The 13,441-nt window shown below is 70.1% G+C and carries 11 protein-coding genes and 2 pseudogenes; 5 read left to right on the top strand and 8 right to left on the bottom strand.

Annotated elements, in window-relative coordinates; genetic code table 11:
* Nucleotides 1-92: 92 nt before the first annotated feature.
* From OG746_RS36120 to OG746_RS36095, 6 genes are all read right to left on the bottom strand, one after another.
* Nucleotides 93-2,141 (bottom strand): flotillin family protein, encoded by a 2,049-nt coding sequence (locus OG746_RS36120; RefSeq protein ID WP_266722470.1) that lies wholly within the window; start codon nucleotides 2,139-2,141, stop codon nucleotides 93-95.
* An 86-nt stretch (nucleotides 2,142-2,227) separates the two neighbouring features.
* Nucleotides 2,228-2,641: a hypothetical protein gene (locus tag OG746_RS36115; protein ID WP_266722469.1), complete on the bottom strand. Its 414-nt coding sequence runs from the start codon at nucleotides 2,639-2,641 to the stop codon at nucleotides 2,228-2,230.
* Between the two features lie 200 nt (nucleotides 2,642-2,841).
* Nucleotides 2,842-2,991 (bottom strand): hypothetical protein, encoded by a 150-nt coding sequence (locus tag OG746_RS36110; protein ID WP_266722467.1) that lies wholly within the window; start codon nucleotides 2,989-2,991, stop codon nucleotides 2,842-2,844.
* A gap of 335 nt (nucleotides 2,992-3,326) precedes the next feature.
* On the bottom strand, nucleotides 3,327-3,989 hold the full coding sequence (locus OG746_RS36105) for a hypothetical protein (protein ID WP_266722465.1): 663 nt from the start codon (nucleotides 3,987-3,989) through the stop codon (nucleotides 3,327-3,329).
* Between the two features lie 357 nt (nucleotides 3,990-4,346).
* The gene (locus OG746_RS36100) at nucleotides 4,347-4,877 is read right to left on the bottom strand and encodes a MarR family winged helix-turn-helix transcriptional regulator (RefSeq protein WP_371591080.1); all 531 of its coding nucleotides are present in this window, start codon (nucleotides 4,875-4,877) and stop codon (nucleotides 4,347-4,349) included.
* Nucleotides 4,878-4,935: 58 nt separating this feature from the next.
* Complete coding sequence (locus tag OG746_RS36095; protein ID WP_266722463.1) at nucleotides 4,936-6,003, bottom strand: PP2C family protein-serine/threonine phosphatase; 1,068 nt, start codon at nucleotides 6,001-6,003, stop codon at nucleotides 4,936-4,938.
* Nucleotides 6,004-6,158: 155 nt separating this feature from the next.
* Between OG746_RS36095 and OG746_RS36090 the strand changes: the two genes are divergently transcribed.
* From OG746_RS36090 to OG746_RS36080, 3 genes are all read left to right on the top strand, one after another.
* Entirely contained in the window at nucleotides 6,159-6,668 is a 510-nt protein-coding gene (locus OG746_RS36090) for a nitroreductase family deazaflavin-dependent oxidoreductase (protein ID WP_266722461.1), read from the top strand.
* Nucleotides 6,665-7,024, top strand: a complete 360-nt coding sequence (locus OG746_RS36085; protein WP_266722460.1) for a hypothetical protein — start codon at nucleotides 6,665-6,667, stop codon at nucleotides 7,022-7,024. The genes OG746_RS36090 and OG746_RS36085 overlap by 4 nt, the downstream gene beginning before the upstream one ends.
* Nucleotides 7,025-7,219: 195 nt before the next feature.
* Nucleotides 7,220-8,365, top strand: coding sequence for a PP2C family protein-serine/threonine phosphatase (locus tag OG746_RS36080; protein WP_266722458.1), 1,146 nt, complete (start codon nucleotides 7,220-7,222; stop codon nucleotides 8,363-8,365).
* A 254-nt stretch (nucleotides 8,366-8,619) separates the two neighbouring features.
* On the opposite strand, the gene OG746_RS36075 is transcribed toward OG746_RS36080, so the two are convergent.
* Both OG746_RS36075 and OG746_RS36070 read right to left on the bottom strand, forming a co-directional pair.
* Entirely contained in the window at nucleotides 8,620-9,225 is a 606-nt protein-coding gene (locus tag OG746_RS36075) for a hypothetical protein (protein WP_266725640.1), read from the bottom strand.
* A 191-nt stretch (nucleotides 9,226-9,416) separates the two neighbouring features.
* On the bottom strand, nucleotides 9,417-12,428 hold the full coding sequence (locus tag OG746_RS36070; protein ID WP_266722456.1) for an AfsR/SARP family transcriptional regulator: 3,012 nt from the start codon (nucleotides 12,426-12,428) through the stop codon (nucleotides 9,417-9,419).
* Nucleotides 12,429-12,525: 97 nt separating this feature from the next.
* Between OG746_RS36070 and OG746_RS36065 the strand changes: the two are divergent.
* A pseudogene (locus OG746_RS36065) lies at nucleotides 12,526-12,809 on the top strand (transposase); the annotation flags it as partial.
* A 174-nt stretch (nucleotides 12,810-12,983) separates the two neighbouring features.
* A pseudogene (locus OG746_RS36060) lies at nucleotides 12,984-13,432 on the top strand (integrase); the annotation flags it as partial.
* Nucleotides 13,433-13,441 lie beyond the last annotated feature (9 nt).

Here is a 13,441-nt window from a genome sequence, read left to right as displayed (position 1 = left end):
CGGAATCCCTCTCGTACCGGTGGACTGTGGTCAGTGAAGCGGCCGGGGCCTCCGACCCCCGTGCGGGGCCCCGGCCGATCTCGGGGCGGCGGTCAGGTGTGCGCGCTGCCGTTCAACTGTGTCAACGGAAGATCCGCAATGCCCAACTGTCCCGCCTTGTCGAGGAGTTCACGCAGCGGACCGGCCTGCTCGCCGCCTCCGCCCTTCATGAGCTTCATCAGCAGCGCGGAGACGGTGAGGTGCTGCACGTCGGCCGAGGAGACCGAGCCGAGGACGGCCGTCAGGTCCTCGGTGAAGCTCGCCGTGCCGTCCAGCCACGGCTTCGCCAACTGCTGCGCCACGTCCGAATGTTGAACGAACCCGTCGATACCCTTACCGAGCGCGATGGAGTTCACGAGCCGGTCGAAGAAGACGGACTCCCCGCCGACGATGTTGATGTCGGCGTTCTCCAGGCCGGTCGCAAGCACCGTGGCCTGCGCCTCGGCGACCTGCCGCTGCACGTCGATACCGGCGAGCCGGATCTCCTTCTCGGCCTGCAGCCGCAGCCGGTACTCCTCGTGCCCGCGCGAGGCCTCGTCCAGGGCGGCCATCGCGACGGCCTTCTGGTTGATACCCTCGGCCTCCGCCTTGAGCTTCTCGCCGATCGCGGTCGCCTCGGCCAGCGCCTTGGCGCGGGCACCCTCCGCCTCCGCACGCATCCGCGCCTCGGTGGCCTCCGCCTCCGCACGACCTGCCTTCTCGATGACCTCGGCCTCCTTGTCGCGCACCTGCACATCGGCGAGGCCCGGGGCCGCGGCCTCCGCCTGGAAGCCGTCGGCCAGCTTCCGCTTGGCCTGCGCCTGCAGGTCAGCAGACTTCAACTCAGCTTGGGCCAAAGTCAGTTGCTCCGCCGCGCGGTGCGTGGCCGCCTGCTCGGCGGCCTCCGCGGCCTTGATGTCCTTGACCAGCCGCTCCTGCGCCTCGGCCTCCGCCGCGATGATGACGGCCTGCCGGCCGCGCTCGGCCTCCTCGACGGCCCGCAGCTTCTTGATGGACTCCTCCTGCTCGGCGACCGTCCGGTCCACGGCCACACGCTCGCGCACCACCTCGGCGATCTCCCGCTTCTCCGCCTCGACCTCCTTGTCGGCGGCGATCTTCGACAGCTGCGTCTCCCGCTCCCGCGCGATGACCTCCAGGAGTCGGTCCTTCTCGATCCGCTCGCTCTCGACGGCGATGACGCGCTCACGGTTCTTCTGCGCGACGGCCACCTCACGGGTCTGGTTCTCGCGCTGCACCCCGAGCTTCTCCTCGGTGGCCAGGAACGCGCCCTGGGAACGCAGCCGCTCCTCCTCCACCACCCGCGCGGTCTCCGCCTCCTCGCGGGCCCGAACCGTGTCGATCTCGCGCTTCTGCTTGATCTCGGCGTCGGCCCGTCGGCGTTCGAGCTCCAGGATGGTCTCGCGGGCGTCGACGTCCTGCCGGGTGATCTCCTTCTCCTCCGTGCGCTGGAACTCGTTGGTGCGCACGTGCTCGATCGCGGTCAACTCGGTGATCTTCCGGATGCCCTGCGCGTCGAGGACGTTGTGCGGGTCGAGCTGGTTCAGCGGCGTCTGCTCCAGGTAGTCGATCGCCGCGTCCTCGAGGTGGTAGCCGCTCAGGTCGACTCCGATGACCTCGATGATCCGGAACCGCAGTTCCTCGCGCTTGGTGTACAGGTCGGTGAAGTCCAGCTGCTTGCCGACCGTCTTGAGGGCCTCGGAGAACTTCGCGTGGAACAGTTCCTGCAGGGTGTCCCGGTCGCTGGCCCGCACGGTGCCGACGGCCTGGGCAACGCGGATGACGTCCTCGACGGTCTTGTTGACCTTCACGAAGAACGAGATCCGGATGTCGGCGCGGATGTTGTCCCGGCAGATCAGCCCGTCCCGGCCGGTCCGTGTGATCTCGATGGCCTTCACCGAGATGTCCATCACCTCGGCCTTGTGCAGCACCGGCAGCACGACCTGCCCGGTGAACGTCACGTCCACCTTGCGCATCTTGGAGACGATCAGCGCCTTGCCCTGCTCCACCTTCCGGAACAACCGGGTGAAGACCAGCAGCAGTACGGCGGCGAGCAGCAGGACAGCGACGACGGACACGCCGATGCCCACGGTGGTGGCATCCATAGAAGAAGTCCTTTGGATCGAGAGCCTGTTGAGGCCTCAGCTTGTTGAGTACGCGCAGCGGGCCGACAGGGGTCCAGGGGGCGGTGCTAGCGGTCGGCCGCGCCGGGACCGTCGGTCGGGCACGGCCCGTTCCCGGGTTCGTCCGGCGCACGACCGTCCGCCGCGCGGATGACGCGACGCGCCACCCACCAACCGGCACCCAGCGAGCCCACCGGCAGCACGGCTTCAAGCGGGATCTGCGCGGTTACGGCAAGACCGAGCCGCCCCAGGGCCACTGAGCCGACCATGCTGGCAACCCACGCGACGACGGTCACCAGCGACACCGCGACGGCTACGGACACTCCCCCAAGACCCACGGCCCGCAGGTCCATGTCCCCGTCGAACGCGGACGGCTCGGCCCGTCCCAGCAGGACCAGCAGCCAGAATCCCGCCGCCACACCGAGTGCCGCACTGAACACCACGGCCGGGAACCCGGCGGCGACAGCGAGGAGTTCCCCCATCCCCCGTCCTCCTCACTCGCCGCGCCACCGGGTGTGGCCCCCGTTCCTTCCCTTCGCCATCCTGACGCTTCCTTGACACCTGGCGCATTGCCGGAACCCGGCAGTCTTTACGACGCGTTGATGCCGGTCGACACGCACCTGCACGACGGCGGGAACGGAGGGCGGGCACTCAACGAGGCCTCCAGGGGCCGAGGTTGAGGTCACCGTGGCGCCACGGGCCGCAAGGGCGGGTCGCCGATGTCCGCACAGATGGCGAGCGACTCGGCTGCGCTGAGCCGGCAGCCCGTCAATAGGGCGACTCTCGACGCGAGTTCGGCGACCAGGTTCATCGAGGCGACCTCGAGGACCATCACCGCGGTTGAGCCCGCGCCCTTCCGAACAGCGACCGCACGCCAGGGGTACCGCCGCGTACGAGCAGGACGACGACGCCCCGATTCAGGGTCGCGACCGCGCGGCTACGCGGCCGGTCGTCGCCGAGCGCCGTGCGACGGACGGCGCACCTGGGCCTGCACGACGGGCGACCGTGCATGGCCGAGCACCAGGACCCAGAGGATCCTCCCGGCCATGACGTCGGCACGCGAGAGCGCATGTAGCACGGCGTCCACGAACGTCTCCCTCGGTACACGGGTACGGACGGTCCGCCATGTCAAGGAACCGCCGTCCGCCGCACGCGCCGCCCGTCCACTCACGTCCCGCGCGGCGCCGCCGTCATCCGGAACGAGCGGACCACCGCGACCGTGCACGCTGCTACGAAAGCGGCCGAGAGCCCGGTGAGGCGAAGGCTCGACCGGCGCAGTTCCCCGGGCGTGGAGACGCCCCGGGTGGGCGCCCGGCCCCGCGGGTCGTACACGACGGGCAGGGTGTCCCCAGGCGCGGTGGATGCCGCGCAACCACGCCAGACATCGGCACCGGTGGGAGCGGCGTCCGTGTCGGTGACCGAGCAGATGGTGCGCCCGTGTCGTGCCGCCGTCTGCACCGAGGACACGGCTGCCGTCGCGACAAGACCGCGCTGCTGCAGGGCGACACCGGCCGCGACGCCGGGCGCCATGAAGGCCAGGCATGTCCCCAGCACGGCGACCAGTCCGATCAGTACGCGTCCGGCCCGCAGCACCACCAGGTACGCAGCCAGGGCCGCGACCGCCGCCAGACCGGCTTCGCCGGTGATCAGCTCCCGGGGCCCGCCCCACATTCCGGCAAGAGCCGTCCCGACGACGAGCGCCGCCGCGGCGCTCCCGGCGACCACTCCCGTGACGAAGAGCCGCCCGGGAATCCCGATGAACTCGGCGGGACCCCACAGACGGCCCCGCAGGTGCTCGGCGAAGCCGGGCGCGGACGTGCGGGATCTCAAGGCGACCGCCATGTGCCGGGGCCGCCCCCACGCCATTCGATCAGGGACGAGGCCGCCGCTTCCTCAACGTTCAGGGCTACGCCGGCCAGGAGCACCAGTTCGACCACGTCGGCTACGCAGTGGGCGACACCAGCCTGCTTGCCACGGAGCGTGACCCGTCGGCCGGCGCTGCCGCGCACGGCATGCACCACGACAGGACGCGGCCCGGTCCTGTCATCGGCAGGGGGCAACGACCATACCGGGCCGGTGGACGCCCGTGAACGTGTGTACTGGTGGTGTCGTAGGGACCATCCGTTCATGCGACCAGAGACCTCCCATCCGTCGATGATGCCGACAGGCGCCCCGGGACACTGCCGGTCAGCCTGCCGCCGGTGCTCCGCCCCAGCCGAGCGGATGCAGATCCGAATCCTCGGGGAGGGACGGAGCCAGTGGTTCGCCACCCACGTGATTGAAATCGGTCAGCGCGTCGACGAGCGCCGTCCGCTGCTGCGGAGCGAGCCGTTCGACGATCGAGGCGATCTCCCCACGGCGCCGGGCGGTGACGTTCTCCACCGTGCGCCGGCCTTCGTCGGTGAGCCTCAGCAGGTTCTCGCGTCGGTCGTCGGGGTTGGTCTGCCGGTCCGCGAGACCGGCTGCGATCAGCCGGTCCACCATGCGCATCGCCGTGGAAGGAGCCACCCCCAACTGCTCCGCCAGGACGACGAGTTTGGTCGCGCCGCGCGAAGAGAGCACCACCAGCATGCGGAACTGTGGCAGCGTCACGCGGTCCTCGACCTCGGCGAGGGAGCGCGCGGACACCGCCACCAACACCCGGGACGCGGTCAGCACCGCACGGGTCACCGCGTCCACATCGTCCATGCGCTCCCTCGGAGCCGCGTTCCCGGTCATGCCACATTTCTACCCCGCTCGCATCGCGGCGGGCCTTCCGCCTCTCGGTGCTCATGCCTCACCGTTCCCAGTAGCGCAGCAACAACATGGCGGCGTCGTCGTGCAACGGGCCGTTGGCGTGCCGCACCACGTCCTCGCGCAGCGCCTCCAGGGCATCCTCGGCCTCCGGGGCCTTGAGCAGGTCGGCCCGGTCCTCCAGCGGGAAAAAGGCGCCGGCCCCGTCGCGGGCCTCGGTGACGCCGTCGGTGTAGAGCAGGAGTTGGTCGCCGGGGGCGAAGTCGATCCGGTAGGCGCGAGGGGGCTCGCCCCCGTGTATGCCGAGGCCGAGGGGGAGCGAGTAGACGGGCGGGCGCGGGAAGTCGACGGAGCCGTCGGCGCGTACGCGCATCGGGGCCGGGTGCCCGCAGTTCAGTACCAGGGCGGCCCGTTCCTCGGCCCGTACCTCGACGAGGACCGCGGTCACGAACTTCTCTCCGTTCACTTCCCTGGCCACACTGCGTTCCAGCCGGGCGGCGAGCGCGGCGAGGTCCGGCTCGTCGTGTGCCGTCTCGCGGAAGGTCCCCAGGACCAGGGCGGCCGTCTCGACGGCGGCAAGACCCTTGCCCTGCACGTCACCGACGATCACCCGCACGCCGTGCGGCGAGGCCACGACCTCGTACAGGTCGCCGCCGATCCGCGCTTCCGCGACCGCGGACGTGTAGGAGACGGCGACCTGCAACGGTCCCGCGCTGCGCGGGACAGGGCGCAGCAGCACCCGCTGTGCCACCTCGGCGATCGAGCGCACACTGGCCAGTTCCGCCTCGCGCCGCCCGCGCATGCTCGCCGCTATCACCCCCGCCAGGGTCACGCCCGCGACCGACGCCATCGCCGTGTAGCCGCGCCGCGTCTCGAACAGCCCGTCGTAGGACCCGAGTCCCCCGCACAGCAGCAACGCCACGAGGCCGATCAGCGCGGTGCGCCGCCACGTGCCGATCAGCCCGGCGAAGGCGGGCCCGAGCGACACCAGCGGGAGGAACCCCACCCCAGGACCGGCGGTGAGGTCCACGACGGTGACCACCGCCATCACCACGGCGGGCAGCCAGGACAACACCCAGTTCTTTCTGCCCTGGCGTGCCGTAGCGGCCATGGTGCTCCCACATGTCTCGTCACTGGTCCTGGTCACCTTCACAGGGCGACCACCCCCCGTCTTTAGACTATGCAAAGATTGCATCGCCTAAGTGAAGCTTCCGTGCGTCTCGTTACCCAATCGAGTCGGACATCGGCCTCAGAAAGGGCTCTGCGATGACGGCACATCAGCACCCCGCACCGCGCCGCCCACCACTTCCGCGGGGCTGGCGGCGACGGCTCGCGCGCCTGCCGATCGGCCTGTACCGGGTGGGCCTGGGCCCCCTCTTGGGCAAGCGGCTCCTGCTGCTGCACCACACCGGAAGGTCGAGCGGCCTCGACCGTCGCGTAGTCCTGGAGGTCGTCGCCCACGACCCATTGCACAACTCCTGGATCCTGGCCTCCGGCTTCGGGCCGAGGGCCACCTGGTACCAGAACCTGCGTGCCGCCCCCAGGACCACGATCCAGGTGGGAAACCGCCACCACGCCGTCACCGCGCGCTTCCTCAGCACGGACAAGGGTGGCGAGATCATGTCCCGCTACGCCCTCGACCACCCGCGCACCGCCCGTCGGCTGTGCTCTTTCATGGGGCTCGATGTCGACGGCGGCGAGGACTCCTACGTACGGGCGGGCCATCAGATCCCGTTCGTGCGCCTGGAGGGCTCGGTCGAGGGGCGGCCGGCGTGACGGGGCACGAGCCGCCCATACCCGACGAGGAGTGGCGCAAGTTCCTCGCCGACAACGAGCGCGCCATCCGCCACACCGCCCCGCGGGAACCCTCCGCCCGGGAACGGGCGGGCGCGACGCCGGGCCAGGACCAGGCGGTCGGCGAGGTGTGGACGCAGAAGGGCCATGATCCGGTGCGCCCCTGGCGCGAGTTGAGCACGGGGGAACGTTCCCGTCGTGGCGCACGATTGCTCGGCTCCCTGGTCGCGCTCGTCGTGTTCCTGGTCGTGGTGGGGCGCGACCAGGAGGAGCCTCCTCTCCCGGGAGAACGCCCTGCGGGCGTCATGCTGGAGGAGTCGGGCGCCACCCGGCCTTGACTCCCAGCGCCGTGGCGAGTCCGTGACACGTGGCACGTACGGGCGCTCCCCGGCGTGCCGCCGGCGCGAACGTCGCGGATTCAGGGCGATCAGGTTCGAGCACTAATCGACTCCCGCTCCTTTCTGTACAGAGCACCTCTACGATGTGCCCCAAACACACACAGGAGGGAGCAGACAATGCGAAACTGTCTCGCCATGCGACAAGTGACGTGGCTCCGCCTGCTCCCCGTGCTGCTTGTTGTACTGGTGGGCGCACTGGACCTGACGTACCACCAGCAACGACAGGGAATCATCGTGGCGTTGACCGCGATTCCCGCCTTGTCGTTGATCATGCCGGGGGCTCAATCACCGCGCCAGCCACTCATCTCCGGCGCTCTCGCACTGGCCGGGACCGCGGTGGGGGGCGCAGTCGACTGGCACAGTCGCCCCGTCGTCGTCATGGTCACCCTGGCCAACATCGTCCTCCTCACGGCGATCAGCCACTATCTGCAGCGCAGGTGGCAGGCCCACGAACCGGCTTCCCCCGCTCTCCCCGCTCCCCCGCCTGCCCGGCAAAAGGCCGACGCACCGACGACGCAGGCACATCGCCTGGGCGAATTGCAAGTGGCGCTGCGCAGCCTGCCGCAGCCGGACCGCACGACAATGGCAGCCGACCTGTGCGACATCCGCGAGACGCCGTACGGCACGCGCGTCCTGGTCGCGGACCTGATGGGCAAGGACGACGCCACGGTTGCCGCAGGCGTCGAACTGCTGGATCGGTGGCGGCACTTGTCGGCCTCCGAACCGAGCCTCGCAGAAATCGCCCGCCACCTCGACAACGCGCTGGCCGACCGCACCGACCGGTTCGCCAAGACACTCCTCCTCACCTTCAAGGGCGGTCGAGGGGAGTTGGTGTGCTGCGGACATCCGCTGCCTCTCCTGCTCTCCGACCACGAGGGCGCACGGCCCCTCGATGTCCTCGCGCCCTTGCCTCCCCTGGGCCTGTTCGACCTTGTGCCGCAGGGCTGCCCCGTCTACACCACCTCCTTCGCGGTGGGGTCCACGCAACGGCTCCTCATCCACACCGATGGTGTCGAAGGCGTACGGGACGTAGCCGGCGCCCCGTTCCCGCTGCTCGAGCGAGCTCGCTCATACGCGGGCCACGGAGCGACCGCTCTGCTCGACGCCCTCGCGGCCGACCTCGAACAGCACGCCCACGCCAGCGTGGACGGCATCCGGGACGAGGCTCTGCTGCTCCTGTTGCAGGCCGAGAAGCGCGAATTCCAGCACCTCACCACAACCCTGCACACCCCTCGACCGGGCACCCCGGCCCGATCGGACGACGATCGGGTCGGCGCGTGAACCGAGGACGGGCCTGCTGCGCAGGCAGCACGGACGGCGAGCGCGCGAGGGACCGGTGGGGAGCCGCGCGACGGCTTCCGACGCCTGCACGCCCCGGGCCAGGATCGCGAGGCGGTCTTTCGTTCCAGGCGGCCGGTCGCCGCCGGCGGTTCACACCCGGGAATGGCCGGTTCGGTGCAGCTGCAAGGCAGAGAGCGGCGTCAACGCCGAGGGGGGGGCACAAGACCTACCGCCTCGGCGCCCGCTGCGCCTCGTCAGCGGGCCCAGACGACCGGGCTCGTGCGGTACGCGTCGCCCTCGTCGAACGAGGCTCCGGTGACGGGACCGGTCTTGGTGGCACTGAGCGAGCAGGTCTCGTAGGAAGCACCCTTGGTGGTGAACTCGGCGGGTGCCGTCTCGCGGTCGCACTTGCCCGGCACCTCACCGATCAGCAGAACGCCCGTGGGCCCGCCGCCTTCCAGCACTCCGTCGAGCTTCAAGGACGCGTACGACAGATCGGTGCCACCCACGTTCTCCACCTTCATCTTGATGAAGTACGGGGTCATACCCTTCGCCTTCGCGCCGAAGGCGGACATGTCGGCCTCGGTGCCCTTGTCGATCGCGGTGACGGTGACAGCGACGGTGCCCTTCTTCTCGGCCGTGTACCTGAACGGGAGGACGGCCTTGTCGCCGACCTTCAACTTCGTGCCCGGGGCGGTCGCGTCACCCGCGGCGGCGTCGGCGCTCTCGGCCGCCGGGGCGGCGCTGGAAGGCTCGGACGAGGCCGGAGCCGGAGCCGACTCGGACGCCGAAGCCGCAGGAGATTCCTGCGCAGCTGACGAGTCGTCGTCACTGTTGCAGGCCGAGACCGCGAGCCCCATGGTGATCAGAGTGGCCGCGAGCACGGTACGTCGCTTTTGCACGGCAAATACCTCACTGGTGACGAGAGCTGCCCGTCTACGGCAGCCCGAACGTGCGATGACTTCTCAAGTGCGTGCCGGATCCTCGCGCACCGCGGAATACGCCCGGCACACGCGAGGAATACGACGCGACCGACAGCTCACACGTTCGCTCAGCGGATGTCCGCCCGTACGGTGGCTGCCTCCGCGGCCAGGTTCGCCGCACCAGTGCCGTCGCCCGCCAAGGCGTGCAGCCCGGCGAGCTGTTCCAGCGCGCCGGCGAGCAGATATGGGTAGTCGATACGGCGGGCCACCTCCACCGCGTGCTCTCCCTGGCCGATCGCGGCCCGCGCCTCATGGCCGTCATACAGGCGCGGGTCGAGCAGGTCGATGAGGCTCCGGGTCTCGAACATCGGGTCATCGAGCGCGCGCGCCACCTCGACGGCCTCGGTGAGGTGGCGGCGCGCGTCGGCGTACTCACCACAGGCCAGCTGGACGCAGCCCCGGGCGTGAGCCAGGTAGAAGGGGCCGGATGCGCCGAAGTCCCGCATGTGTCTGCTCAGTTCGCTGACCGCGGCTGCCGCTTCCGCCAGTCGGCCGAGCGCGAGCTGGGTCTGGCAGAGCCAATAGGTGTCCCGTGCGACCAAGGTCAGGATGCGGTGCTTGCGCGCCTCGTCGATGATCTCTGCGAGCACCTCCGCCGCGGCCTGGGGTCGGCCCGCCTGGAGGTGTGCGAGGCCGACCTGCGAGTACGCGTGCAGCGCCGCTGCGGCCTGGCCGCCGGCCGTGAGTCGCTCGTAGGCCTCTCTGCCCGTCGCGATGGCCTCGGCCAGACGCCCGTTGGGCACGAGGAAGAACGGCGCGTTGCTCAGCGCCTCCAGATACCCCTGATGGTCCCCGATCTGCTCGAACAGGGCCATGGCCTCGGAGTTGGACTTCTCCGCCGGGCCGTACCAGCGTCGGGTGTAGAGCAGCCCGGCCATGGAGACGAGCAGGCGTGCTCGGCCCCGCACGTTTCCGGCGATGTCCGCCTGCCGCATGGCCGTGTCGTAGCATTCCTGCCACTCGTCGAAATAGCGCTCCACCTCGAACAATGCGTGTCCGCCCACGGCCAGCTCCCAGCAGAGCTCGTCCCTGCCCAGGGCCGCGGCCTGCCGGACACCTGTCACCAGAGAGACGCGCTCGAGGTCCAACAGCCGCATCGGCACCACCGCGCGGGGCAGGGCGGCCTCGACCCGCTCCGGCCGCCAGCGAGGCGCCTCCCGCCGGAACATGTTCTGTCCCATGTGTTCACGGTCCGTGAAGTCCGTGAAGGCCAGCAGGGCGCCGAGAACACGGACGACGGACTCGTCGCGTGCCGTCGCCTCCTCCTCGGCCTCGGCACATTCCCTCGCGTAGACGCGGATCAGGTCGTGGAATCCGTACCGTGCCTGGCCGTTCGGTGTTCCGGTGACCTCGAGCAGGTGGACGTCGATCAGCTCGTCCAGGAGGTCTTGAGTGGGAAGCAGTTCGCCGTCGACCGCCGCGGCCGCCGCCCAAAGCGGAAAATCGGGCGCCTCCAGGAGGCCGAGGAGCCGGAACAGTCTCCGCGCCTCCGGCCGGAGCCCTTCGTAGCTCAGCCCGAAACTGGTCCGCACCTCGAGATCGCGGTAGCGGAGCATATCGAGCCGACGCTGTGCGTCGGCCAGCCGTGACACCAGATCCGCCGGGCCCCAGTGCGGCCGGGACAACAGCAGCGCGCCGACGATCCGAAGGGCGAGCGGCAACCGCGCGCACAGCCGGACCAGATCGGACAGTTCCTCCCGGCTCGCCGAGTCCAGCCGGTCCGCGGTGCCGGCGCGCAGCATGGCCAGACTGTCGCCTTCGGACATCACTCGGAGTTCGATGCGGTGGGCGCCACCGAGCCCGCCCAGTCGCACCCGGCCGGTGACGATCACCCCGCAGGTGCCGCCGGCCGGCATCAGAGGGGCAAGCTGTGCCTCGTCGAGGGCGTCGTCCACGACCACCAGGACCCGGCGTTCCGCGAGAATGCCCCGGTACAGGCTCGTACGCTCGTCCGCGTCGTCCGGCACCGCGGTGGCGGGAACCCCCAGTGCGCGCAGGAAACGGCCGAGGATTGCCGCCGGGTCGGCCGGCTGGCTGCGCACACCGTCCAGTACCGCGAACAACTGCCCATCTGGGTAGGCGGATCTGAGGCGGTGCGCGGCCTGCACCGCGAGGGCCGTCTTGCCGATACCACCCGGCCCCGACACGGCCACCACGGCGGCTGGCGCGTGGGCGGCCCGGTCGTTGCGGAGCGCCCTTTCGATCTGTTCCAGCTCTGCGTGTTGGCCGCTGAAATCCGCGAGCGCCGGCGGCAGCATCCTGGCGCTGTCCGTGGTGCGGCGTTCCCGCACGGCGGCCAGGAGCTGTGCCTCCGGTGATACCGGGGCGGGGCCCGACTCCGACGTCGGCATCTGCTCGTTGCCGAGGATGGTCCGATGCAGGTCCTGCAGCGACCGACCCGGCTCAAGACCGGCCTCCTCGGACAGCACGGAGCGGACCTGAAGATAGGTCTCGAGCGCGTCCGCCCGCCGCCCGCAGCGGTACAGCGCCAGCATGAGCTGCCCCCACAGGCGCTCGCGCAGGGGATGCCTCATGGTCAGGGCGGTCAACTCGCCCAGCAGTTCACGGTGTCGGCCGAGCCGCATCCCGACGTCGATCCGCTCCTCCAGCACGCCCAGCCGCAGCTCATCGAGGCGGGCGGCCTCCGGGGCCAGCCCCAGGACGTCGGCGAACCCGGCGAACGCGGGCCCCCGCCACAGCCCCAGCGCCTCGTCGAAGAGCTGGTGCGCACGGTCAGGATCACCGTCCGCCGCCGCGCGGGCCGCCCCGACCAGATCCTCGAAGCGCGCCGCGTCCAACTCGTCGCGGCCGGTCCGCAGCAAATACCCCGACCCTTGTCTGGTGATGCGCTCCGGCTCCCCCAGGCACCGCCGCAGCCGGGACACATAGGTCTGCACGTTTTTGGCGGCACTCTTCGGTGGCGTCTCGCCCCAGAGCGCCTCCGCGAGCGTGTCACTCGCGACCGGCCGGCCCGGCCTGCCCAGCAGAACCGCCAGCAGCACCCTCGCCTTCGGCGTCCCGAGTTCCAGCGGCGCCCCTGCACAGCGCACGCTCAGCGGGCCCAGTACCCCGAAGTCCACAGCGGCTCCCCCGTGTTCCGATCCAACCCCGACCAACGCCGCGTCGGCCCGGGTGCACTCAGAGTGAACGTACCGGAGGAAGACGCAGGTGAGTACGCTGCTGGCGGTCCTGGTCACCGCGGCGAGCGTGCAGGACTCGACCGTCGGCCGCACCTTGCTGGCGCAAGCCGCCGCCGACCATCCCGGCCTCCGCAAGGTCTGGGTCGACGGCGGCTACCGCAAACACTTCATCGAGCACCCCCCCCCGGCATCGACCTCGAAATCGTCCAACGCAAGCCCGGGACCCAGGGGTTCACACCGATCCCGAAACGCTGGACCGTCGAGCGGACCTACGGCTCGCTGATGCTCCACCGCCGCCTCGCACGTGACTACGAGACCCTGTGAGTGCCGAATATTACGTCGGTGCAGTTCAGCCCTGCTATCGCGCCGACGACAGCGGTCGGTAAGGATCAATGCCCATGCTCCTACGCCTGGCCTTGTGCGTGCCGAGAACCCCATCCGCGCAGGCCGCTCAAGCCGTCATCGCACCGTGGCAGCCCGGCATGATGAACGACCGTGCTGCTTCGATCGACCTATCCGACCGTAACCAACGCCTTCGCCACGCTGCGACTGCTCCCGGCAAGTGACCGCGACAAGAACATCGAGATCCTCGCCCTGCGCCACCAGATCACCGTCCTGCAACCGCAACTCGATCCGGAACGAACCGAGTTCGCACCTGCAGACCGAGCATTCCTCGCCGCGCTCCTCCACCCTCTCTCCCGTGAGGCACTATGCCGCCTGCGGCTGCTCGTACGTCCCGACACCGTCCTGCGATGGCACCGCAACCTGCTCAAACAGCGCCACGCGAACGCCTCTCGACCTCACCGCCCAGGCCGACCCCGCACGTGCGCTCCATCCGCCTACTGACCCTGCGCCTGGCCAGCGAAAACCCGCCCTGGGGCTACCGCCGAATCCACGGCGAACTCACCACCCTCGGCATCAAGACCGCCGCCTCCACCGTCTGGGTCGCGGGC

Source organism: Streptomyces sp. NBC_01016 (assembly GCF_026341035.1).
Taxonomy (GTDB): Bacteria; Actinomycetota; Actinomycetes; order Streptomycetales; family Streptomycetaceae; genus Streptomyces.
Note: the sequence above shows the minus strand (reverse complement) of the source record. Positions and strands in the feature narration are given on the sequence as shown.

Excerpts from the sequence above, each read along its gene's own strand:
- OG746_RS36075 (WP_266725640.1), bottom strand. The coding sequence starts at position 9,225 with ATGGGGCTCGCGGTCTCGGCCTGCAACAGTGACGACGACTCGTCAGCT.
- OG746_RS36100 (WP_371591080.1), bottom strand. The coding sequence starts at position 4,877 with ATGACCGGGAACGCGGCTCCGAGGGAGCGCATGGACGATGTGGACGCG.
- OG746_RS36110 (WP_266722467.1), bottom strand. The coding sequence starts at position 2,991 with ATGGTCCTCGAGGTCGCCTCGATGAACCTGGTCGCCGAACTCGCGTCG.
- OG746_RS36080 (WP_266722458.1), top strand. The coding sequence starts at position 7,220 with ATGCGACAAGTGACGTGGCTCCGCCTGCTCCCCGTGCTGCTTGTTGTA.
- OG746_RS36090 (WP_266722461.1), top strand. The coding sequence starts at position 6,159 with ATGACGGCACATCAGCACCCCGCACCGCGCCGCCCACCACTTCCGCGG.
- OG746_RS36115 (WP_266722469.1), bottom strand. The coding sequence starts at position 2,641 with ATGGGGGAACTCCTCGCTGTCGCCGCCGGGTTCCCGGCCGTGGTGTTC.
- OG746_RS36095 (WP_266722463.1), bottom strand. The coding sequence starts at position 6,003 with ATGGCCGCTACGGCACGCCAGGGCAGAAAGAACTGGGTGTTGTCCTGG.
- OG746_RS36120 (WP_266722470.1), bottom strand. The coding sequence starts at position 2,141 with ATGGATGCCACCACCGTGGGCATCGGCGTGTCCGTCGTCGCTGTCCTG.